Origin of the sequence: Streptobacillus felis (assembly GCF_001559775.1) — a bacterium.
GTDB lineage: Bacteria > Fusobacteriota > Fusobacteriia > Fusobacteriales > Leptotrichiaceae > Streptobacillus > Streptobacillus felis.
On the sequence record NZ_LOHX01000032.1, the window covers coordinates 1 to 22,990 of the forward strand.

21 protein-coding genes and 1 pseudogene are annotated in these 22,990 nt (G+C 25.2%); 21 read left to right on the forward strand and 1 reads right to left on the reverse strand.

Annotation, left to right across the window (positions count from 1 at the left end; translation table 11 throughout):
• The first annotated feature begins 306 nt into the window (after positions 1-306).
• The 21 genes and pseudogenes from AYC60_RS00420 to AYC60_RS08800 form a co-directional block, all read left to right on the forward strand.
• Positions 307-4,020, forward strand: a complete 3,714-nt coding sequence (locus tag AYC60_RS00420) for a phosphoribosylformylglycinamidine synthase (protein ID WP_067319928.1) — start codon at positions 307-309, stop codon at positions 4,018-4,020.
• Between the two features lie 11 nt (positions 4,021-4,031).
• Complete coding sequence (gene purE / locus AYC60_RS00425; protein WP_067319930.1) at positions 4,032-4,505, forward strand: 5-(carboxyamino)imidazole ribonucleotide mutase; 474 nt, start codon at positions 4,032-4,034, stop codon at positions 4,503-4,505.
• 9 nt (positions 4,506-4,514) lie between these two features.
• Entirely contained in the window at positions 4,515-5,225 is a 711-nt protein-coding gene (gene purC / locus AYC60_RS00430) for a phosphoribosylaminoimidazolesuccinocarboxamide synthase (RefSeq protein ID WP_067319932.1), read from the forward strand.
• A gap of 8 nt (positions 5,226-5,233) precedes the next feature.
• The gene (purF, locus tag AYC60_RS00435; protein WP_067319935.1) at positions 5,234-6,613 is read left to right on the forward strand and encodes an amidophosphoribosyltransferase; all 1,380 of its coding nucleotides are present in this window, start codon (positions 5,234-5,236) and stop codon (positions 6,611-6,613) included.
• 14 nt (positions 6,614-6,627) lie between these two features.
• Positions 6,628-7,626 carry a phosphoribosylformylglycinamidine cyclo-ligase gene (purM, locus tag AYC60_RS00440; RefSeq protein ID WP_067319937.1) on the forward strand — a complete coding sequence of 333 codons (999 nt, stop codon included), beginning with the start codon at positions 6,628-6,630 and terminating at the stop codon, positions 7,624-7,626.
• The gene (purN, locus tag AYC60_RS00445) at positions 7,614-8,162 is read left to right on the forward strand and encodes a phosphoribosylglycinamide formyltransferase (RefSeq protein WP_067319940.1); all 549 of its coding nucleotides are present in this window, start codon (positions 7,614-7,616) and stop codon (positions 8,160-8,162) included. Before purM ends, purN begins: the two co-directional genes overlap by 13 nt.
• Positions 8,159-9,664: a bifunctional phosphoribosylaminoimidazolecarboxamide formyltransferase/IMP cyclohydrolase gene (gene purH, locus AYC60_RS00450; protein WP_067319941.1), complete on the forward strand. Its 1,506-nt coding sequence runs from the start codon at positions 8,159-8,161 to the stop codon at positions 9,662-9,664. Before purN ends, purH begins: the two co-directional genes overlap by 4 nt.
• An 8-nt stretch (positions 9,665-9,672) precedes the next feature.
• Positions 9,673-10,887 (forward strand): phosphoribosylamine--glycine ligase, encoded by a 1,215-nt coding sequence (purD, locus tag AYC60_RS00455; RefSeq protein ID WP_067319944.1) that lies wholly within the window; start codon positions 9,673-9,675, stop codon positions 10,885-10,887.
• 204 nt (positions 10,888-11,091) lie between these two features.
• Positions 11,092-12,273: an MFS transporter gene (locus AYC60_RS00460; RefSeq protein ID WP_067319947.1), complete on the forward strand. Its 1,182-nt coding sequence runs from the start codon at positions 11,092-11,094 to the stop codon at positions 12,271-12,273.
• Between the two features lie 3 nt (positions 12,274-12,276).
• Positions 12,277-13,566, forward strand: a complete 1,290-nt coding sequence (locus AYC60_RS00465) for an NAD(P)-binding domain-containing protein (protein WP_067319950.1) — start codon at positions 12,277-12,279, stop codon at positions 13,564-13,566.
• 13 nt (positions 13,567-13,579) lie between these two features.
• Positions 13,580-13,882, forward strand: a complete 303-nt coding sequence (locus AYC60_RS00470; RefSeq protein WP_156447606.1) for a hypothetical protein — start codon at positions 13,580-13,582, stop codon at positions 13,880-13,882.
• A 40-nt stretch (positions 13,883-13,922) separates the two neighbouring features.
• Complete coding sequence (locus AYC60_RS00475; RefSeq protein ID WP_156447607.1) at positions 13,923-14,411, forward strand: hypothetical protein; 489 nt, start codon at positions 13,923-13,925, stop codon at positions 14,409-14,411.
• Positions 14,404-15,501: a hypothetical protein gene (locus AYC60_RS00480; protein ID WP_067319958.1), complete on the forward strand. Its 1,098-nt coding sequence runs from the start codon at positions 14,404-14,406 to the stop codon at positions 15,499-15,501. Before AYC60_RS00475 ends, AYC60_RS00480 begins: the two co-directional genes overlap by 8 nt.
• On the forward strand, positions 15,498-16,730 hold the full coding sequence (locus AYC60_RS00485; RefSeq protein WP_067319960.1) for an ATP-grasp domain-containing protein: 1,233 nt from the start codon (positions 15,498-15,500) through the stop codon (positions 16,728-16,730). The genes AYC60_RS00480 and AYC60_RS00485 overlap by 4 nt, the downstream gene beginning before the upstream one ends.
• A complete protein-coding gene (locus AYC60_RS00490; protein ID WP_067319963.1) occupies positions 16,720-17,388 on the forward strand; it encodes a hypothetical protein in 669 nt (222 codons plus the stop codon). Before AYC60_RS00485 ends, AYC60_RS00490 begins: the two co-directional genes overlap by 11 nt.
• Positions 17,389-17,396: 8 nt before the next feature.
• Positions 17,397-18,416 (forward strand): UDP-glucose 4-epimerase GalE, encoded by a 1,020-nt coding sequence (galE, locus tag AYC60_RS00495; protein WP_067319966.1) that lies wholly within the window; start codon positions 17,397-17,399, stop codon positions 18,414-18,416.
• Positions 18,400-19,572, forward strand: coding sequence for an aminotransferase class I/II-fold pyridoxal phosphate-dependent enzyme (locus AYC60_RS00500; RefSeq protein ID WP_067319968.1), 1,173 nt, complete (start codon positions 18,400-18,402; stop codon positions 19,570-19,572). The genes galE and AYC60_RS00500 overlap by 17 nt, the downstream gene beginning before the upstream one ends.
• Positions 19,544-19,669 carry a phosphoribosylglycinamide synthetase C domain-containing protein gene (locus AYC60_RS08180; protein ID WP_231724600.1) on the forward strand — a complete coding sequence of 42 codons (126 nt, stop codon included), beginning with the start codon at positions 19,544-19,546 and terminating at the stop codon, positions 19,667-19,669. Before AYC60_RS00500 ends, AYC60_RS08180 begins: the two co-directional genes overlap by 29 nt.
• Before the next feature lie 121 nt (positions 19,670-19,790).
• Complete coding sequence (locus tag AYC60_RS00505; protein WP_067319970.1) at positions 19,791-20,990, forward strand: ATP-binding protein; 1,200 nt, start codon at positions 19,791-19,793, stop codon at positions 20,988-20,990.
• 93 nt (positions 20,991-21,083) lie between these two features.
• The gene (gene relB / locus AYC60_RS00510; protein WP_067319973.1) at positions 21,084-21,308 is read left to right on the forward strand and encodes a type II toxin-antitoxin system RelB family antitoxin; all 225 of its coding nucleotides are present in this window, start codon (positions 21,084-21,086) and stop codon (positions 21,306-21,308) included.
• A gap of 124 nt (positions 21,309-21,432) precedes the next feature.
• Positions 21,433-21,573 (forward strand): annotated as a pseudogene (locus tag AYC60_RS08800) (type II toxin-antitoxin system RelE family toxin); the annotation flags it as partial.
• Positions 21,574-21,825: 252 nt separating this feature from the next.
• On the opposite strand, the gene AYC60_RS00520 reads toward AYC60_RS08800, so the two are convergent.
• Positions 21,826-22,860, reverse strand: coding sequence for a site-specific integrase (locus AYC60_RS00520; RefSeq protein ID WP_067319975.1), 1,035 nt, complete (start codon positions 22,858-22,860; stop codon positions 21,826-21,828).
• Positions 22,861-22,990: the final 130 nt, after the last annotated feature.

Here is a 22,990-nt window from a genome sequence, read left to right on the forward strand (position 1 = left end):
ATAGGATTTGATACAGACTATAGGTCATTTAATCCTAGGGTAAAGCTTGGAGTAAATTTTGATTTATCAAGATTAAATATAGACTCGTCTATAGAATACAATAAAAGATTTAGAGCACTTTTTGCTTTGAAGTTTGATGTGGTAAAATAGGAGGTGATTCAAGGAATTTAAGGTCCTGAATCACCTTTTTATATATATCAAATACCTGTATATCAATTAATGTTAAAAAGTGCAAAAAAAATATATTGAATATATTTGTAATTTATGATAAATTAAACATAAAGAATATTAATTTATGGAGGGCATATGTCGGACTTAAGATTTTTTGTGGAAAAGAAAAAGCATTGTGACTTTGAATCAAGGAGGTTATTAAAGCAACTGCAAGAAGAGTTGGGCGTAGTGTCTTTAAAGGACATTAGAATACTTAACTGCTATGATGTTTTTAACTGTCCTGATGATGTAGAGAATATAAAGAAAATGATATTATCTGAACCGGTAACAGATGATATTTTTGACAAGCTAGATTTAAATGGTGAAAAATATTTTGCTATAGAGTACTTGCCGGGACAATTCGATCAAAGGGCTTCGTCTGCAATGCAGTGCGTAGATATAATAACAACGTCAAATACAAATATAGATATAACAACTTCTAAAATTTTCATAGTATATGGTGAAGTGTCAAATGATGAACTTCAAAAAATAAAAAACTATCTAATCAATCCCATAGAAACAAGGGAAAAGAATCTAAACATCCTAGAAAAAGAAAAACTAACTATCAATACAGACGTAATTACTTACGATAATTTCATAGACTTAAACTCAGAAGAACTTGAAAACTTAAGAAAAGAATTAGGACTTTCAATGACTTATGAGGATATTTTACATATTCAAAATTACTATAAATCAGAAAAAAGAAATCCAACAGAAACAGAAATAAAAGTTTTTGATACATATTGGTCAGACCATTGTAGACATACTACATTTGAAACTAGAATAAATAAAGTAGAATTTCCAGATAGTGAATATGGAAAATTTTTAAGTTCAGAGTTTAATAAATATTTAGAAATAAAAGAAAGTGTTGCAAAACATAAGAACATTACTTTAATGGATCTTGCAACAGTAATACCTAAATATTTCAAAAAAAGAGGAAAATTAGATAGTTTAGAAGTAAGTGAAGAAAATAATGCATGTTCAGTATATATAGATGTTGAAACAGAGAAGTTTGATGGAGAAAAACAAGTAGAAAAATGGTTGTTAATGTTTAAAAATGAAACTCATAATCACCCTACTGAAATAGAACCTTTTGGTGGAGCTTCTACTTGTCTTGGAGGGGCTATAAGAGATCCGTTATCTGGAAGAGCATATGTATATCAAGCTATAAGGGTTACAGGTTCTGCTAATCCACTTGAAAGAATTGAAGATACATTAAAAGGTAAATTATCACAAAAGAAAATTACAACAGGTGCAGCACATGGATATTCATCTTATGGAAATCAAATTGGTATAGCAACTTCTCTTGTATCAGAAATTTATCATGAAGGATATAAGGCCAAAAGAATGGAAGTTGGAGCTGTTGTAGCTGCAGCACCACTTGAAAATGTTGTAAGAAAAAGTCCATCAAATACTGATAGTATAATATTACTTGGTGGTAAAACAGGAAGAGATGGATGTGGAGGAGCTACAGGATCTTCTAAAGAACATACTGATGAATCATTATTCTTATGTGGTTCAGAAGTTCAAAAAGGTAATGCTCCTGAAGAAAGAAAAATACAAAGACTATTTAGAAATGGTAATGTTACAAGATTAATTAAAAAATGTAATGACTTTGGTGCTGGAGGAGTTTCAGTAGCTATAGGAGAACTTGCAGATGGAATAGATGTAAACTTAGATTTAGTTCCAGTTAAATATGATGGATTAAATGGTACTGAGCTTGCTATTTCAGAATCTCAAGAAAGAATGGCAGTAGTTGTTGCAAAAGAAGATGCAGAAGAATTTTTAAAAGAAGCAGAAAAAGAAAATCTATTAGCAACTATAGTTGGAAGTGTTACTGATAATGGAAGATTAATACTTAGACATAGAGGTGTAGATATAGTTAATATTTCAAGAGAATTCTTAAATACTAATGGAGCAACAGGACAAATAGATATTAAAGTAGAAGATTTAAATGTTAAGGACTTCTTAAATAGAGAATTATCATCTAATACATTTAAAGATAAATGGTTAGAAAATATTAAAGAATTAAATGTTGCATCAACTAAAGGATTGTCAGAAATGTTCGATTCAAGTATAGGAGCTGGAACAGTATTGATGCCTTATGGAGGTAAATATCAATTAAGTCCTATAGATGTATCTATAATGAAAATACCTATGATATCTAAGAAAACTAATACAGCATCAGCAATAACTTGGGGATATAATCCGTATTTAACAGAGAAATCACCTTATCATGGATCTATGTTTGCTGTATTAGAATCTATAGCTAAACTAGTAGCAGCAGGTGTTGATTACAAGGGAATACACTTATCTTTCCAAGAATATTTTGAAAGATTAGGTAAAGATAGTATTAAATGGTCTAAACCTATGCTTGCATTGCTTGGAGCTATGAGATGTCAACTTGATTTTGAGGTTGCAGCTATAGGTGGAAAAGATTCTATGAGTGGAACTTTTGAAAATATTTCTGTGCCACCAACATTAATATCTTTTGCTGTAAATACAGTTAATTCAAAAGATGTAATATCAACAGATATTAAAGAGGTAGGAAACAAGATATATTTAGTAGAAAATAGAATAAATGATGATTTATCATACGATAGTAATGAGATTAAAGCTAAATATACAAGAGTATTAGAAGAAATTAAAAAAGGAAATATACTAAGTGCAAAAGTAGTTGGAATGGGTGGAATTTCAGGAACTTTATCTCAAATGACTTTTGGAAATAAAATAGGGGTAAAATTATCTAACTTTGATTTAGATTACTTTAAATATATGCCAGGAAGTATAATAATAGAATCTAAAGAAGAATTAGAATTTACATTACTTGGAGAAACTATTAAAGAATTTAGTATATTAATTAATGATGAGAAAATAGATTTAGAAAATCTATTAAATTCTTGGTTAAATAAACTTGATAATGTATTTCCTTATGAATATAGGGAAGAAAAACAAAATATTATTAATATTTCAAAACCTAAGATAGTAGATTATTCATCTAGTGTTAAAGTAGCAAAACCAAGAGTTTTAGTTACAGCATTCCCAGGAACTAACTGTGAATATGATATGAAAAATATTTTTGAAAGAAATGGAGCAGTTACTAATATAACACTATTTAAGAATTTAAGTAAATCACATATAGAAGGATCTATAGATGAAATATGTAAGGAATTAAGAAATAGTCAAATATTTGTTTTACCAGGTGGATTCTCAGCTGGGGATGAGCCAGATGGTTCAGGTAAGTTCATAGCTGCAGTTTTACAAAATCCTAGAGTTAAAGAAGAAATAGAAAACTTCTTACAAAGAGATGGATTAGTATTAGGTATATGTAATGGATTCCAAGCTTTAGTTAAGTCAGGATTACTTCCTTATGGAAAAATAGGGGAAATTACTAAAGATAGTCCAACTTTAACATATAATAAAATAGGAAGACATATATCTCAAATGGTTAAAACTAGAATAGCAACTAACAATTCACCATGGCTTTCAAGCTTTAATGTTGGTGATGAATTTGATATTCCAGTTTCACATGGTGAGGGTAGATTCTTTGCAAATCGTGAGACTTTAGAAAAATTAATAGAAAATGGACAGGTTGCAACTCAATATGTTGATTTTGATGGTAATGCAACTAATGAGTTTAAGTTTAACCCTAATGGATCAGAATTTGCGATAGAAGGAATAATATCACCAGATGGTAAGATATTTGGTAAGATGGGACATTCTGAAAGAGCTGGAGAAAATACTCTTAAAAATGTTCATGGTAATAAATATCAAAATATATTTAAAAATGGAGTAGAATACTTTAAATAATAGGAGGAAAAATGCAAGTAGCAATCATTTTTGGTAGTAAATCAGATCTAGATGTTATGAAGGGAGCAGCAAATGCTTTAAAAGAATTTGATGTAAAATATGAAGCTTTTGTTCTTTCAGCACATAGAGTTCCTGAAATATTAGAAGAAACTTTAGAAAGATTAGAAAAAGAAGGATGTAAAGTAATAATAGCAGGTGCTGGACTTGCTGCACATCTTCCAGGTGTAATTGCATCAAAGACTACTTTACCTGTAATAGGAGTACCGATTAATGCAGCATTAGGAGGAGTAGATGCACTTTATTCTATAGTACAAATGCCTAAGAGCATACCTGTAGCAACTGTGGGAATTAATAATTCATATAACGCAGGAATGCTTGCAGTTCAAATTTTAAGTGTTTCAAATGAGGATTTAAAAAATAAATTAAATAATTTTAGAGTTAAAATGAAGGAAGATTTCAAAAAAAATATATCAGTAGAACTTTAGGAGGATAACATGGAAAAAAGAGAATTCTTATACGAAGGTAAAGCAAAACAACTATATACTACAGATGATAAAAATTTAGTTATAGTTTTATACAAAGATGATGCTACAGCAGGAAATGGTGCTAAAAAAGGAAGCATAAAAAATAAAGGGATATTAAACAATGATATTACAGCATTAATATTCAATCTTTTAGAAGAACATGGAATAAAAACTCATTTTGTTAAAAAACTAAATGAAAGAGAACAACTTTGCCAAAAAGTTGATATATTCCCACTTGAAGTAATAGTAAGAAACTTAATTGCAGGATCTATGGCTAAAAGAGTAGGTATAGAAGAAGGAACTAAACCTGTTAATACTATATTTGAAATTTGCTATAAAAACGATGAATATGGAGATCCATTAATTAATGATCACCATGCTGTAGCTTTAGGGCTTGCAACTTATGATGAATTAAAAGAAATATATGAAATTACAGCTAAAATAAATAATCTATTAAAAGAAAGATTAGATAAATTAGGAATAATATTAGTAGACTTTAAAATTGAGTTTGGTAAAAATTCTAAAGGAGAAATATTACTTGCAGATGAAATTACTCCAGATACTTGTAGATTCTGGGATAAAGAAACAGGTAAAAAATTAGATAAAGATAGATTTAGAAGAGATCTTGGAGATATAGAAGAAGCATATATGGAAATTTTTGAGAGATTAAGCGCTAAATAGGGGATAAAATGAATATATTATTTGATAAAATGGAAGAAGAATGTGGAGTTTTTGGGATATATTCTAAGAATAAAGAGAAAAATATTTCAAAACTAGCATATTATGGACTATTTGCCCTTCAACATAGAGGACAAGAAAGTGCTGGTATTAGTGTTTCGTTAAATGGAGATATACAGACATACAAGAATATGGGTCTAGTAGCTAAGGTGTTTGACGAAAAAATATTAGAAGATTTAAAAGGTAATATAGCAATAGGACATGTAAGATATTCTACTTGTGGTGGTTCAAAAATAGAAAATTGTCAACCACTAGAATCTAAATTTAAATTAGGTCATATTGCTGTTGCACATAATGGTAATTTAATAAATGCTGATGTAATAAGGGAGTTAATGGAAGATGGAGGTTCTACATTTACTACTACTATAGATTCTGAAGTAATTATTAAATTAATAGCTAAAAAAGCTAAAAAAGGTTGTATAGATGCTATAAAAGAAAGTGTTATGGCTATTAAAGGAGCCTATGCGTTAACTATACTAATGGATAATAAATTAATAGGAGTTAGAGATCCATTTGGTATAAGACCTTTATGTCTTGGTATTACAGAAGATGGTGATTATGTATTAGCTTCTGAATCATGTGCTTTAGATGCAGTTGGTGCTGAGATAATAAGAGATATAGAAGCTGGGGAAATGATAATAATAGATGAAAATGGTGTAGAAAGTATTAAATATACTGAAAACAGAAGATTTTCACCTTGTTCATTTGAATACATATATTTTGCAAGACCTGATAGTATAATGGATGGTATAGATGTATATCTTGCAAGAGTTGAAGCTGGTAAAATGCTTGCTAGACAAAATGAAATAAAAGCAGATTTAGTTATGGGAGTACCAGATTCAGGAGTTCCTGCTGCTATAGGGTTTTCAGAAGAAAGTAAGATACCTTATGCACATGGACTTATTAAAAATAAATATATAGCAAGAACATTTATAGAACCAAGTCAAGAAATGAGAGAAAAGGCAGTACTTGCAAAATTAAACCCTATTAAGAGTTCTATAAAAGGCAAGAGTATTATAGTAATAGATGACTCATTAGTAAGAGGAACTACAAGTAAAATACTTATAGAAATATTAAGAAAGGCTGGAGCAAGAGAAGTTCATTTTAAATCAGCTTCTCCACCAGTAAAATTCCCTTGTTATTTCGGTATAGATACAGCTGATAGAGGAGAATTAATAGCAGCTAATAAAACTTTAGAAGAAATAAGGGAAGAAATTAATGCAGATAGTTTAGACTATTTAAAACTTGAAAATATGATAAAAACATTACCTTGCAAGAAATGTTGTGTTGCTTGCTTTAATGGTGATTACCCTATAGATATAGTAAAATAAGGATGGTGAAGTAAGTGAGTACATATAAAGAATCTGGTGTTGATAAAGAAGAAGGATATAAAGCCGTAACTTTAATGAAGGAGAAAGTTGCAAAAACACATAATAGCTCAGTATTAAATAACTTAGGTAGTTTTGGAGCTATGTATGAATTAGGTAAATATGAAAATCCAGTACTTGTTTCAGGTACTGATGGTGTAGGAACTAAACTTGAGATAGCTCTAAAACAAAAAAAATATGATACAGTAGGTATAGATGCAGTAGCTATGTGTGTTAATGATATACTTTGCCATGGAGCTAAACCTTTATTTTTCCTAGACTATTTAGCTTGTGGTAAACTTTCAGCAGAAGTTGCAGCAGAGCTAGTTTCAGGAGTGGCACAAGGATGTTTTGATTCAGGTGCAGCTTTAATTGGAGGAGAAACAGCAGAAATGCCAGGTTTCTATAAACCAGGAGATTATGATATTGCTGGTTTTTGTGTTGGAGTTGTTGAAAGAGATAAAATAATAAATGGTTCTAAAGTAAAACCAGGAGATGTAATCATAGGACTTGCTTCAAGTGGGTTCCATAGTAATGGATATTCTTTAATTAGAAAAATATTTTTTGATTACAATGAAGTTGTTTTAGGAAAGAAAGTTGATGAAATATTACTTACACCTACAAGAATATATGTTAAAAACATACTTAAAATTTTGGAAAAATTCAACGTAAATGGTATGGCACATATTACAGGTGGAGGTCTAATAGAAAATTTACCAAGAGCAATGGCTAAAGATATGTCACCAGTGGTATTTAAAGATAAAGTAGTAGTTCCTGAAATATTTAGAGAATTACAAAGACGTGGTAATGTATCTGATGAAGAAATGTTTGGAACATTTAACATGGGAATAGGATTTACTTTAATAGTAAATGAAGTAGATGTTGAAAATATTTTAGCTGAATTAGAAACATTAGGAGAAAAAGCATTTGTAATAGGACATATAGAAAAAGGGGATAATACATTATGTCTAAAATAGCGGTATTAGTTTCAGGTAGTGGAACTAATTTAAGAAAGATATTAGAAAAAGGTATTGAAGTTGCTGTAATAATTTCTGATAGAAAGTGTTTGGCAGAAGATATAGCAAAGGAATACAATATCCCTTATTTTGAATTTGAAAGAAAAGGAATTTCTGATAAAGTTTGTGAACTTTTAAAGGGATATGATGTTAAATTAATAGTACTTGCTGGATTTCTTTCAATACTTAATGGAGAGATTTTAGATAAATATGAAGGAAGAATAATTAATATACATCCTTCACTATTACCTAAATATTCTGGACGTGGTATGTATGGGATGAAGGTTCATGAAAAAGTATTTGAAAATGGAGATAAGATAAGTGGAACAACTATACACTATGTTACTAAGGAAGTAGATGCAGGTGGAATAATTAGACAGGAAGTTGTAGATATTAGTGAAGCAAAAAGTGCTGATGAAATTCAAAAACTAATACTTGCAAGAGAATGGAAGGTATATCCACAAATTATTAAAGAAATATTAGATGGGAGTAAATGATGAAAAGAGCTTTGATATCTGTTTTTGATAAGGAAAACATATTAGAAATTGCTAAATTTTTAGAAGAAAGAGAAGTAGAAATAGTTTCTACAGGTGGAAGCTATAAATATTTAAAAGAAAATGGAATAAAAGTTATAGATATTAGTGAAGTTACTCATTTTCCTGAAATGTTAGATGGAAGAGTTAAAACTCTTCATCCTAATATTCATGGAGGAATTTTAGCTATTAGAGATAAAAAAGAGCATATGGAAACTATTAAAGAACATAATATATCAACTATAGATTATGTAATAGTAAACCTATATCCTTTCTTTGAAAAAGTAAAAGAAGATTTAACTGAAGTAGAAAAAATAGAATTTATAGATATAGGTGGTCCAAGTATGCTTAGATCAGCTGCTAAATCATTTAAGGATGTAGTTGTAATAAGTGATAAGGATGACTATAGCTTAATAATGGATGAAATTAAAGAAACAGGAGATGTTAGTTTATCTACTAGAAAAAAACTTGCAGCAAAAGTATTTAATTTAACTTCAGCTTATGATGCAGCAATTTTTAACTTCTTAAATGAAGAAGAATTCCCTAAATACTTAACTATTTCATACACTAAAGAAAGTGAAATGAGATATGGTGAAAATGGACATCAAATGGCTGCATATTATGTAGATAATATGAGTGAAGGTGCTATGAAAGGATTCAAACAATTAAATGGTAAAGAACTTTCATACAATAACATTAGAGATATGGATCTTGCATGGAAAGTAGTTTGTGAATTTGAAGAAACAGCTTGTTGTGCAGTTAAACATTCAACTCCTTGTGGTGTTGCATTAGGTGAGAATGTTAAGGATGCATATACTAAGGCTTATGAATGTGATCCTGTATCTATATTTGGAGGTATAGTTGCAATAAATAAGGAAGTTGATTTAGAAACAGCTAAACTTTTAACTCAATTATTCTTAGAAATAGTAATAGCTCCAAGTTTCACAAAAGAAGCATTAGAAGTATTAAAAACTAAAAAGAATTTAAGAGTAATAGAATGTAATAGAAAACCTATAGATAAAAAAGAAACTGTAAAAGTTGATGGAGGAATGCTTTATCAAGATACAGATGTAATATTACATAAAGACTTAAAAGTTGTTACTGAAAAAGTAGTTACAGAAGAAGAAATGAAAGATTTAATATTTGGATTAAAAGTAGTTAAATATGTTAAATCTAATGGAATAGTTATAGCTAAAGATGGAAAAACTTTAGGAATAGGTGGAGGAGAAGTAAGTAGAATTTGGGCTGCTGAAAAAGCACTAGAAAGATCTAAAGAAACTAAAGATGCAATTATGGCATCAGATGCTTTCTTCCCATTTGAAGATGTTGTGGAACTTTCAGCTAAATATGGTATTTCTTCTATAATACAACCAGGTGGTTCTATTAATGATGAAAGATCTATAAAAGCATGTAATGAAAATAATATTTCTATGGTAATTTCAGAAATTAGACATTTTAAACACTAAGGAGAAATATGAAAGTATTAATAATAGGTGCAGGTGGTAGAGAAGATGCCATTATGTGGAAGGTTAAGCAAAATCCTAAGGTAGAAAAAGTGTATAAAATGACATCAAATGATATATTTGAAATAAGAGATTTTGCTTTAAATGAAAAAATAGATTTAACTATAGTAGGTAGTGAAGAACTATTAGTTAAAGGTATAGTTGATGAATTTAAAAAAGTTGATTTAAGAATATTTGGGCCTAATAAGGAAGCTGCTATGCTTGAAGGTTCTAAAGATTTTGCTAAAGAATTCATGAAAAAACATGGTATAAGTACAGCAAGTTATGAATCATTTACAGAAAAAGAAAAAGCAGATGAATATATTAAGAAAAATGGTAAATATCCTATAGTTATTAAAGCTAGTGGTCTTGCTGCAGGTAAGGGAGTAATAATAGCTGAAAATGAAAAAGAAGCTTTAAAAGCTATAAGTGATATTATGGAAGATAAGGCTTTTGGAACTGCAGGAGATATAGTAGTAATAGAGGAATTTTTAAAAGGTGTTGAAATGTCTATACTTTCAATTACTGATACAAATACTATACTTCCATTTAAATCTGCTAAAGATCATAAAAAAATATCTGAAGGTGAAAAAGGTTTAAATACTGGAGGTATGGGAGTTATTTCACCTAATCCATATCACAATGAATGGGTAGAAAAAGAATTTGTAGAAAAAATATTAAATCCAACTTTAGAGGGTCTAAAAAAAGATAATATGGACTTTGCAGGTATAATATTCTTTGGCTTAATGATAACTGAAGATGGAGTATATCTACTTGAATACAATATGAGAATGGGAGATCCTGAAACTCAATGTTTATTACCGTTAATGGAAAGTGATTTGGTTTCTGTAATAGATGCAGCTTTAGATAAGAAATTATCTGAAACTGAAATTAAATGGAAGGATGAACATTCATGTTGTGTGGTTGCAGCATCACTTGGATATCCAGAAAAATATGAAAAAGGAAAAGAAATTACAGGTATAGAAAATGTGAGCGAAGATACACAGGTATTTCTTGCTGGAGTAAAAGTTGAAAACGGCAAATATTATACTAATGGCGGTAGAGTATTAAATGTTGTAGCACAAGCTAAAACAAGAGAGGAAGCAATAGAAAAGGCATATAGAGAATTAGAAAAGATATCTTTTGAAGGTAAATACTTAAGAAAAGATATAGGGAAGATATATTAGACTTAATATTTATTAAAAGGGGGGGTAAAACCATAGACTTTATATTTTTCTATTTAATAGTTCTTTTTGTTAAATAAGTTTATCATGTTATTTTAAAAATAGGTTGACAAACATAAAAAAAAATGTATACTAAAAATAAGAATTTAATATACTTTTTCTGGCAACTTATTATAAATGATAAAAATTAATTGAAAGGTATAAAATATGAATATAAATAAATTTGCAGTTGTTTTAGGAAATGTGACATCAAAAATTGGCAATTTGGCATATTCAACAATATTGAGTATTTGGATACTAGATGTTTTTAATGATTCAAAAATATTAGGTGAATTAAAAACATATATGTATGCAACAATGATTTTATTGAATTTGATTTCAGGGCATATTTCTGATAGATTTAACAGGAAATATATATTGATTTTTTTAGACTTTTGTAGTTCTATTATTTGTTTATTATTTTATTTTATTGGTTTAGGTAAAAATTCAGATACTATATTTTATAATCTACTAATTTTAAATATTGTTTTAATTATTAATAGTACATTTTTTTCTACTACTTTAAGATCTATAATACCAGAGATAATAAACAATAAAGAAATAAGGCAATTTAACAGTATTATAAGTGCATTAGGAGAGGTTTTGAAGTTGTTAGTACCCTCAATTAGTGTCATTTTGTATAAAAAAGGAATAGTAGATTTTGATATAATATTGATTTTTAATGGCATAACTTTTTTTATTTCGTCAATATTTGAATTATTTATAGAGTATAGTTATAATAAAAATGTAAAGACATTTAATGATAAATTTATTACAAAATTTATGGAAGGGTTTAATTATATCTATAAAAATAAAAAAATAATGTTTTTATTAATATATGCATCAATTATAAATATATTTAATGCAATTTTTGAATTACTTGTACCATATTATTTTAATAATATTATTATTTCACCTTATTATTTAAGCTTAGCTTATATATTAGAAGCTATTGGAGGGATTTTAGCTTCTGTTGTTATAATAAAATATAATGAAAAGAAAATTTTTGATTTTAAATTTTTAATATTGTTACAAATTATTCCCTTTATTTTACTTATGATTCAAAATAAAATTTTTTTTACAACATCTATATTTATAGCAACCTTTATTGGTGTAATATTTAATATTTTATTTTTTTCATATATTCAAGAAAGTGTTGAAAAGGGAATTATAGGTAGGGTATTTTCTGTAATATTTTTTGTTTCAGGATTGGGAATACCAATCGGGTCATTTATATTTTCTAAGATATTTTTAAATTATAATTTAGGTATTAGTATTTTAGTATTTTTGGGTATAACAGTATCATTTTTATTTAGTTTATCATATAAATTTTTTTTTGAAAGGATATAAGTTATGAATGTTCTAATAATTGGTTACGGTGTTATAACGAAAGGTATAATAAAGAACTTGATTGCTAAAAGTAATTGTAACATTTATATCTATAGTAAACATCAAAAAGGTCCAAATTTTATAAATGATATTAATAGTCTTAATAATCTTAATTTATATTTTAAATATATTATTTCTTGTTTTAAAAATGATGAAGAAGCTCTTAATTTCATAAAAAATAAAGAATTAAGTAATATATTTTATAATACTATTTTTATTGATTTAACAACATCAAGTGTTAAATCTATTTTAGAAAAAAGAAATTACATTGAGTTAAAAAATGGGAAATTTATTGAGTGTCCATTTACTGGTAGTAAAGAAGGTAGTGATAGAGGAGAGTTAATTCTTTTTGCACATATTCCAATAGATTTAAAAGAGAATAGAGAATTAAATAAATTTTTAAAATGCTTTTGTAAAGATATTTTTTATTTCACAGAAATACAAAATCCAACTAAATTTAAATTAATCTATAATTTATGGGGTGCTTATATTTTATATAGTTTAAAGCTTTTTAATCCATTAAAATTTGATTTTAATTTTGAAGATATGAATATTTGTTTGAAAATAGTAAAAAAATTTGGTTGGATGAGTTTGGTATCTAATTCAAAATTGGATATAATTAATAATGATGATTTTAATGATATAAATTTTAAAATGGAATATATGATAAAAGATATAAAATACTCTTTAGATTATTATAAAGAATTTAGAGAAAATAATGTTTTAAAAGAAATGTGTAATGACTACTTTAATGAGTTTGAGAATAAAGAAAAAGATTTTACTGTAATCGCTAAATTACCAGAAGGAAGAATAAATGACTTAAAGATTAATCAGGTATTATACGAAATAAAACAAATAAGTAATAAAATTAATTTTAAAGAGTACAGTTTAATTATTACAGGATCTATATCTAGAGAAGATTATAAAATTAAAAATGGAAAAATAGAATCAGATTTTGATGTATTAATAATAGTAAAAAAAATCGAATTTTTAAAAATAATAAAAGAAGAATTAGATAGACAGACTTCTAAAATAAATAAAAAAATAACATTTATATTTACACTTTATGAAAATTTTATAAATAATTTTGACAAATCTTATGTAAGAAGTATTAATAAAAAATTCATTTTATATGATGGATTAAATCTATCAGATATTATAATAAAAAATAAGGATGAATTAGTTTATGTTGATTCAATACTTCAAGAAATATGTTACTATATTTCAAAATATTTGTANNTATTTGTACACTAGGGAAAAATATTTATTGAGTAAAATTAATTCAAAATTTAATTTAATAGGAATAAAGATAGAAAAGTTAGAAATAAAAGAAAGTGTTATTATTTTAATGGAATTTTTAGAAAATAGAGTAAATTCGTTGAATTCTATCAAAATTTTCCAAGCAGATATAAACTATGTTCTTTGTGAGTATGATAAAATAAATATTGATATTGATATTATTAAAAACTTTCATTATAGAATAAGAGAGAATGTTTTTTTAGAAAATCAGGGATTATCTTTTGAAGAAAGTATATATATAATGAAAGGAAGTGATGAAAATAATAGTTAATGTACTCGGTCCGGAATATACAGACAGTTATACAACCCTAATGAAAAAACTTAAACATTTTAACTTTAATGTTAGAATGCATAAAAGTATAGATGATATAATAGATATAATTCAACATTTAAAAGGGGAGTATATTTTCATGCCAGTAGCGTATACAAGTGAAAAAAAAGATTACAATTGGACTAACTTTAATTTTATTTATCATAAAAAAATAAAAATTTGCAATATATTTTTTGATTATACAATGGAGATGGTTTTGGTAGAAAATAAAAATTATAAAAAAAATAAGTGCGTAATTCATCCTGCAACAAAAATTTTTTCTGATAAATTTTTTGAAAATAAAAAAATAAATATTGAATATGAGTATACATCAAGTAAATTTATTGCATATAATAAATTTAAAGTAGAAATGTATAGATATACAATAATTAGTTCAAATGTTTTAGAAAATAATAACAATGAAATAGTATTAGAAAAATACAATCCAGAGATGATTTGGGTATTATATAAGGTAAAGGAGGATGATTAATATTAATTTCGATTTATTTAATAAAGAAAATGGGATAAAAAAAATAAAATCTGAGAGTATTGAAAATGGAGAGTGGTTTATAGGGTCCGCAATAATGGCACACGATATAGAAAATATGAATGATGGTTTTTTTTTCTACAATCAAGCAACAATTTGGTCTAAAGTTATTAATATTGAACGAATCAATCCCTATTGGGAAATATACAATAATATAGATACTTTCTTATTAAAAAATATTGAAAACAAAAAATTAAAAAGATTTTTTAAGAACTTTATAGATTATTTTATAAATGAATTAAAAATAGGAAAAGAAGATATTGTTTTTATTAGTTCTGACGAGAATTTAATTGAATTTTTGAATGAAAATGGAATAAAAAATATTAATAAAAAAATAGATTTTAAGATTGAAGATGAAACTGTAGGATCATATAGTAAATTATATTATAATAAAAATAATAAATATATTTTATTATTAGATTTCACACATTTTAATAGAACAAACGATATTTATCATGAAGTTTCCATTAATAATTATTATTTAGAGTTATTTGATTATGTTAAAAATGATGTTGAGCCTATAAAAATAAAAAAATATATAAAAATTTATGGGAAAAATTCTAAAAAGGAATACCTAGAAAACATGGATTTATATAGGTATATTTCAATTATTGATACTGTTATGTTCTTAAATAATTATGATATAAAACTTTCATCTAAATATAAAGGACACGTTTTAAAAAGTATATTGAAGCAATTAGTCATATACTCGTATATTAATAATAAGGATATAAATCTTTTGAGTGTTTTTTTAAAAAAAGATTTTATAGATTTTATTAGTAAAGAAATACATAAAATAGAAAATAAGTTGATGAAATATATCAATAAATTTGATCTAATAACCTTAAAAGAAACATATGGATTTGACAAAAAAATAATAGCTTTAAAGAAAAATGAGTATATAAAGCAAAAAATAAATATTAATAAAAATGATATAATTTATTTTACAGATTTTACTTTTTTAAAGGAAGAAATTAGTTTTGAAGAATTTAAAAAAAGTATAATTAAAATAATAGAAAGGAAGAAAAAATGATTATTTTATTACATCAATTTTCACCGTATTCAATCAATTTAGAATACACAGCTAATGATAATATTGTTGTTATTGCACCGGTATTTCAAAAGATTAAATATGAAAATTATAAGAAAAGTTTACCAAAAATTATATTTTTAGAAGATTATACGCTTGTAGAAATACTGAAGGTAATTTTTGATTTATCAAAAGAAAATAACATTGAAAAAGTATATACTTTGAATGAAGATATTATAGAATGGGCAGCTTTAATTTCAGAATTTTTTAATAATAAAGAATCTGAATTAGTAAAAAGTTTATTGTATACAAATAAATATTATATGAGATCTTTCTTAAATGGTATTGTAAATCAGCCATATTTTAGATTACTAAAAAGTGTAAATGATTTGGATTTATTCTGGGAAAATACAAAAGTAGATAAAGCTATAATAAAACCAACTGTAGGAATGTCAAGTGAAAAAATATTTATAATAAACAGAGGAGATGATGAAATTAAAAATGAATTTTATAAGTATAATATGAAATTTTTAATTGAAGAATATTTAGAAATAGACTATATGTTAACTGCAGATGGATATTCAATTGGGAAGGACATTATTTTATTTTCTTCTCACGAATATGAAAGACCGTTATTAAATGTATTAAAGGGGAATTCTAAAGAATATATTGTAAGAACAAATCCAAATTATAGTAAAAATATTAAACTAATGGAAAAATTATTGTTGGAATCAAAGAAAGTTTTAGAATGTTTTATTAATGATAAATCAGTTAATGGATTTCATTACGAATGGTTTTATGATTTTGATAAAGATAAGTTTTATTTATGTGAAGTTGCTAAAAGATTTGGTGGTGCAAGTATACCATTTCTGTTTAATTATGCATTTAATATTAATCTTATGGAAAATTTTTGGAATTCATTTATTAAAGATGGAGAATATGATGAAAAAAAGATTAAAAAAAATTCTGTAATAAATCCACAAAAGATAGCAGGGTGTTATATGAGAGGATTAAAAGATGGAAAAAAAATTGTGAAAGGCTTAAATATAGAAGATTTTAAGTGGACAAAAAATACTTGGATATTTATTAAAGAAAATCAAGAAACGATTAATAACAATAACATATCAGATGTAATTAGTTTATCTGAAATAGTATCGGAAACAGAAGAAGATTTTGAATCTCAAATAAAAGAATTAAATAGATTGACGGAGAAAATAGAATATGAAAAATAGAAAAATATATTTACCAAATAATTTTATTTCAGAAAACACTACTTTTTTATGTGAATTTGTTGAAAATGTAGATTTATTAGAACTATATAAAAACTTTACAAATTTGGATCACTCAATAAAAAATCAATTAAAGAATGTAAAGCAATTATATATTACTTACACAAATGCTGTATCAAGTATTAATTCATTAGAAGAAATAAAATTTGTAGAGATTATTTTTAAAGTAATTGTAGAATATAAAAAAAATAAATATATTTTTCCAATACTAACAATAGTTAGTGATGAATTTTCTTTGTTAAGGGGATACATGTTAGGGTTTAATAAAATACTGGATAAAAAAATTGTATATAATAGTGAAAAAATATTTATTAAAAATGAAAATATGTTTTTAAACTTTGATATATCTGAAAATTTAAGTGAATTTGATATGGAATTTGATAATATAAACTTTCCATTTTTAACTCATATAGAAAGAAATATATATAATGATATTAATGAATTTGTTACACTAGACATTTCTAATTATCATGAATTATTTAGAAAAATCTATAGTGTAAATTCTAAAAAAATAGGATTAGTATTGGGAAAAGAATTGATTTTAAACAGTATTATAAAAAATAAAAATACATTTAGTTTAAATGGAGTAATTAGTATTTAGGAGGTATTATGAAAACAATTTTAGTGGTTGGTGGTGCTGGATATATAGGCTCTCATACAGTAATAGATTTAATTGAAAATGGTTATGATGCAGTAATAGTTGATGATTTTAGTAATTCTAGTGAAGAAGTTATTAATAGATTAAATAAATTAACCAATACAAAAATAAAATATTATAATATTGATGCAAAAGATTATTTAAAATTAAAAACAGTGTTTTATGAAAATGATATAAATGCTGTAATTAATTTTGCAGGATATAAATCAGTAAAGGAGTCTGTTGATAAACCAGAAGAATATTATGAAAATAATATTGGAATAGTTTTTAACTTAATAAAGGTTATGAAAGAATATAATATTAAAAAATTTATTTTTAGTTCTTCAGCAACTGTATATTCTCAGGAAAATAAAATTCCTTTCATTGAAGATGGGAACTTACTACCAATAAATCCATATGGAAGAAGCAAATTATATATAGAAATGATGTTAAAGGATATTTGTTATTCCGATAAAGAATGGAGTATAGTTTCTTTAAGATATTTTAATCCGTTAGGAGCACATAAGAGTGGTGAAATTGGTGAAGAACCGAATGGTATACCAAATAATTTGGCACCATATATCACACAAGTCGCAATAGGGAAATTGCCAATATTACATGTTTTTGGTAATGACTATAAAACGAAAGATGGAACTTGTATAAGAGACTATATTCATATTTCAGATTTAGCAAGAGGGCATAGAAATTCTCTTGAGTATGTATTTTCAAATAATAAAGGATATGAATATATTAACTTAGGAAGTGGAAAGGGATACAGTGTTTTTGAAGTTATAAATGCATTTGAAAATGTAATTGGAGAAAAAATAACGTATGACATAGTAGGAAGAAGAGAAGGAGATATGCCTGAAAATTATGCTAATATAAATAAAGCAAAGAAATTATTAAATTGGGAACCAATATTTGATATAGTAGATATGTGCAAATCAGCGTGGAAATGGCAAGTGAAAAATCCTAATGGATTTACTAAATAATAAAAAATATTCTCTTAAATGGCATAATGTTAGTGAATACGAGAATGTAAAGCCTTTTACAATAGCAGATATGGAATTAAAAACACCTAAGTTTATAACTGATAACCTAATAAAATATTTAAAAAATTATCCTTTAACCTATTTTTATAAATCAAAGGAAATATATGATAGTATAATAAATTGGCAATTCATTAATCATAATTTGAAATTAAATTATGAAAATATATTATTTTTTAATAGTACAATTACTTGTATATGTTTATTGATAAAAATTTTTTCTAATAAAAATGAAAATATTTTACTTTTTGATCCAGAATATGGACATTTCTTTGATATTATTATAAATCTAAAAAGAAAAATAATTATTTTTGAACTATTTTTTGATGGAAGTTATTTTATAGATTTTATTAAATTAGAAAAAATAATAAAAAAAAATAAAGTAAAAATGATTATTATTTCAAACCCACATAATCCTAGTGGTAAGATTTATACATATGATGAGTTAAAAAAAATATCAAAATTATGTAAAAAATACAATGTTTTATTTGTGTCAGACGAAATACATCAAGATATTTGTTTTAATAATAAACATACTACAGCACTAAGTGTATGTAATAAATCTATTGTACTGACATCTATTACAAAAACATTTAATGTGTCAGGTATAAAGACGTCAATTTGTCTTATAAAAAATAAGAATTTAAAATATAAAGTAGAAAAAAAACAAATTAGGGAGTGTTATAATATTGTAAATAGTTTAGGATTAATTACCACAAAAATTTGTTATGATTTAGGTAAAAAATGGAATAGTGAATTATTAACCTTAATAAAAAAAAATAGAGATTATGCTATAAACTTTATGAAAAAAAAGAAATTAAATTTAAAAGTATATCCATCAGATAGTACGTATTTTTTGTGGATAAATTATGAATCATTAAACATAGATGAAAAAAATTTTTTCAATTTATTGATAAAAATTGGAGAAATAGATGTAACAAGAGGTTCTTATTTTGGTAAAAATTCAGATAAATGGATAAGAGTAAATATTGCATGTGATAATAAATATTTAAAATTATTTTTAAATTCATTAGAAAAAGTTGTAAATCATATAAAAACGGGTAAAATAGATGATATTAAATGTTGTAGCACAAGCTAAAACAAGAGAAGAAGCAATAGAAAAGGTATATAGAGAATTAGAAAAGATATCTTTTGAAGGAAAATACTTAAGAAAAGATATAGGGAAGATATATTAATTGGGCTGCTAAATAGCAGCCTTTTTACTTTCAAAAGTATAAAATATTGAAAGTTTTGAAAGTATATGGTATAATACTTTCAAAAGTATAAAATATTGAAAGTTTTGAAAGTGAGGTTTTTATGAAAATAATTGAACGTACTCAATATATAGAAAGAATAAAAAGACTAAGAGGAACACCTGATATTAAAATAATAACTGGAATGAGAAGGGCAGGTAAATCAGAATTATTAAATGAATACAGTAGCTATTTAAATACCGTAAATAGTAGCATTAATATAATAAAAATTGATTTTAATGATTTACTTTTTAATTCATTGAAAGAATATATGAAATTATTTGAATATGTTGAAAGTAAATATGTAAATGGTGTTGAAAATGTTTTGATTATAGATGAAGTACAATTATGTAATAAATTTGAATTAGCTATAAACAGTTTTCATAATAGTAAAAAATATGATATATATATCACTGGATCAAATGCATTTCTTTTAAGTTCTGATTTAACCACTTTATTTACAGGAAGATTTATAGAAATATCTATTTTTCCGTTTAGTTTTGCTGAATATTGTAAATATTTTGAATTAAAAGATGAATATAATAAGCATTTAGAAAAATATTTGTTAGAAGGTGGATTGGCGGGGGCATATTTATATAAATATGAAGAAGATTCAAGAAAGTATATATCCGACATCTATAATACATTACTTAAAAGAGATTTGGTTGATAAATACAGAATATCTGAAATAGCACTACTTGACTCTATATCCGAATTTTTAATGGATAATATCTCAAATTTAACTACTACGAATAATATTTCTAATATATTAAAAAGTAATAAAATAAATAGTAATCATATAACTATAGGGAATTATATTAAACATTTATGTAATGCTTTTATGTTTTATAAGGTTAAAAGGTATGATGTTAAAGGTAAAAAATATTTAGAGACAAATTCAAAATACTATTTATGTGACTTATCACTTAGATACTCTATTTTGGGTCTTAGAAATATGGATTATGGTAGGGCATATGAAAATATAGTTGCTATAGAGTTAATGAGAAGAGGATATGAAATATATGTAGGTAAGCTATATCAAAAAGAGATAGATTTTGTGGCTATAAAAAATAATAAAAAAATATATATACAAGTTGCAGATAATATATCTAGTGATGAAACTTTGGATAGAGAATTATTGCCTTTAAAAATGATAAAAGACTCTTATCCTAAATTTTTATTAGCAAATACTAATCATAATACATATGATATAGATGGTATAAAAATAGTAGATATTTCAAAATGGTTGATGGATAATGAATAATATAAGGTTGGGTTAATTCTCAACCTTTATATATTGACATATTTTAAAAAATGTATAATTGTATTACAAGTAATACAATTTAGAGGTAATATTGTGAGTACAATTTCATTTAGAGTGTCTGAAGATGAGATAGAATTAATAAAAAATTATACTAAAATAAACAACATTAGCATGTCTTCTTTTATTAAAAATTTAATTTTAGATAAAATAGAAGAGGATTTAAATTTAGATGAAGAAAGAATATTAAATGCAATGAAAAAAATTAAAAAGGAAAAAACGATTACATCAGAAGAACTTTGGGAAAGGCTTGATGTATAATGTATGAAGTTAAATTTACAGAAAATTTCGGGAAAGAATTAAAAAAATTAGATAAATCTACTTTAAGAATAATAAAAAAAATGGATAGTAAAAAAATTTAATTTAAACTAATGATCCAAGAGAGAAAGGAAAGCCCTTGACGGGAAAACTTAAAGGAGTTTGTAGATATAGAGTAGGAGACTATAAGATTTTTGCAAAGATAGAGGATAATGTATGTATAGTATTTTTGTTTGATGTTGGTCATAGAAAAAATATATATAGATAATAGAGGTTTCCTGTTTTTTGTTTTCAAAAGTATTAAAAAATTAAGGTTTTGAAAGTGTGGATACTTTTTATAAATAAAATTAAGCATAGATATTGAAAACGGTTGCATATCAAGGTATAATATATATATGAAATGGAGGTATATAACAATACACCATAAACATTGTAATTACTATACTTACAAGATAACTAAAAACAAAAAAGGTACTAAAAAGGTACTAAAAAAATAAAAGTACTAATTAAAGTACTTTTTTTATTCTAAATTATTTAATAAGTCTATAACATTGTCTTTATTATCGTTGTAAAAATGTGAGTACACTTGCAATGTTATTTTGGGGTTAGCGTGTCCTAACCTTTTTGTAATGTCGGTTATAGGTATACCTTTTTTGATTAATAAACTAGCGTGGGAGTGCCTAAAGCCGTGTAATGTTATCTTTTTAAGGTTGTATTTATCTATTAATTTAAGTAATAAGTTATTATATATTATTGTATAACTAAATATATATAAATTATCTATATTTGGTAATTGACTTGTATAATCTTGTAAAAGTTCCATTACTTTTTTAGGAATTGATACAACTCTATAACTGTTTTTATTTTTGGGACTGTTTGAGGTTGTACAACTTATTCTAGTTTTATTGATATCAATAGTATTATTGTTGTAGTCTATATCTTTTAAAGTTAGTGCTGTAATCTCTCCTGGTCTAGCACCACTAAAAAATAATAAATTGAAAAAGGCCCTCGTTTTAATATTGTATTGTATTCCTTGTAATATACTATCTAGTTTTTTAAAATCTTCAAGTGTATATATAACTTTTTCTTTTTTCTCTTTTTTACTCTCTAACTTAATTTTACTGATAGGGTTATCTTTTAAATTGTGGTATGTAGTTGCATAATCAAAAATGCTATATAAAAATTGTTTTAATTCTCTTTGTGCAACGGGTCTATCATTAAAAGTAAGTAATAAGTCTAGTACTTGTTTTTGTTTTATATCATTAATCAATGTATCTTTATTGAAATATGTCAGTATATGCTTGATATTGTTTTTATATTTTTTCATTGTGTTATATTTAACATTTTCTTTATATTTCAAATAGTTATTAATTAGGTTATCTATTGTTAAATTATCACTATTTGAATAAGTCTTTACATGCTCATTTACAAAGTCTTGTGCCTCTCTTTTAGTATTAAAGCCTTGCCTTTTTACTTGTTTGTTATAACCTTTATTATCTTTATAACTAAATTTAACGAGCCATTTACCACTATCTAATTTTTTAAAATGTGCCATATATACCACCTTAAATTGTTGTAATTAATCTAAAAAAGTGATATAATAAAGTATAAATTATTTTTGTTAGTTTTATACATTTCAATTTATCACAATTTATATTTATTTGTATCTATTTGTATTAATTTGC

Bases quoted from the DNA above. Each gene is read 5' to 3' on its own strand.
- purF (WP_067319935.1), top strand. From the start codon at position 5,234: ATGAATATATTATTTGATAAAATGGAAGAAGAATGTGGAGTTTTTGGG.
- AYC60_RS00460 (WP_067319947.1), top strand. From the start codon at position 11,092: ATGAATATAAATAAATTTGCAGTTGTTTTAGGAAATGTGACATCAAAA.
- AYC60_RS00475 (WP_156447607.1), top strand. From the start codon at position 13,923: ATGAAAAAACTTAAACATTTTAACTTTAATGTTAGAATGCATAAAAGT.
- AYC60_RS00490 (WP_067319963.1), top strand. From the start codon at position 16,720: ATGAAAAATAGAAAAATATATTTACCAAATAATTTTATTTCAGAAAAC.
- purN (WP_067319940.1), top strand. From the start codon at position 7,614: ATGTCTAAAATAGCGGTATTAGTTTCAGGTAGTGGAACTAATTTAAGA.
- purE (WP_067319930.1), top strand. From the start codon at position 4,032: ATGCAAGTAGCAATCATTTTTGGTAGTAAATCAGATCTAGATGTTATG.
- AYC60_RS00505 (WP_067319970.1), top strand. From the start codon at position 19,791: ATGAAAATAATTGAACGTACTCAATATATAGAAAGAATAAAAAGACTA.
- AYC60_RS00485 (WP_067319960.1), top strand. From the start codon at position 15,498: ATGATTATTTTATTACATCAATTTTCACCGTATTCAATCAATTTAGAA.
- AYC60_RS00420 (WP_067319928.1), top strand. From the start codon at position 307: ATGTCGGACTTAAGATTTTTTGTGGAAAAGAAAAAGCATTGTGACTTT.
- AYC60_RS00480 (WP_067319958.1), top strand. From the start codon at position 14,404: ATGATTAATATTAATTTCGATTTATTTAATAAAGAAAATGGGATAAAA.
- purD (WP_067319944.1), top strand. From the start codon at position 9,673: ATGAAAGTATTAATAATAGGTGCAGGTGGTAGAGAAGATGCCATTATG.
- galE (WP_067319966.1), top strand. From the start codon at position 17,397: ATGAAAACAATTTTAGTGGTTGGTGGTGCTGGATATATAGGCTCTCAT.
- purC (WP_067319932.1), top strand. From the start codon at position 4,515: ATGGAAAAAAGAGAATTCTTATACGAAGGTAAAGCAAAACAACTATAT.
- AYC60_RS00520 (WP_067319975.1), bottom strand. From the start codon at position 22,860: ATGGCACATTTTAAAAAATTAGATAGTGGTAAATGGCTCGTTAAATTT.
- purH (WP_067319941.1), top strand. From the start codon at position 8,159: ATGATGAAAAGAGCTTTGATATCTGTTTTTGATAAGGAAAACATATTA.
- AYC60_RS08180 (WP_231724600.1), top strand. From the start codon at position 19,544: ATGATATTAAATGTTGTAGCACAAGCTAAAACAAGAGAAGAAGCAATA.
- AYC60_RS00500 (WP_067319968.1), top strand. From the start codon at position 18,400: ATGGATTTACTAAATAATAAAAAATATTCTCTTAAATGGCATAATGTT.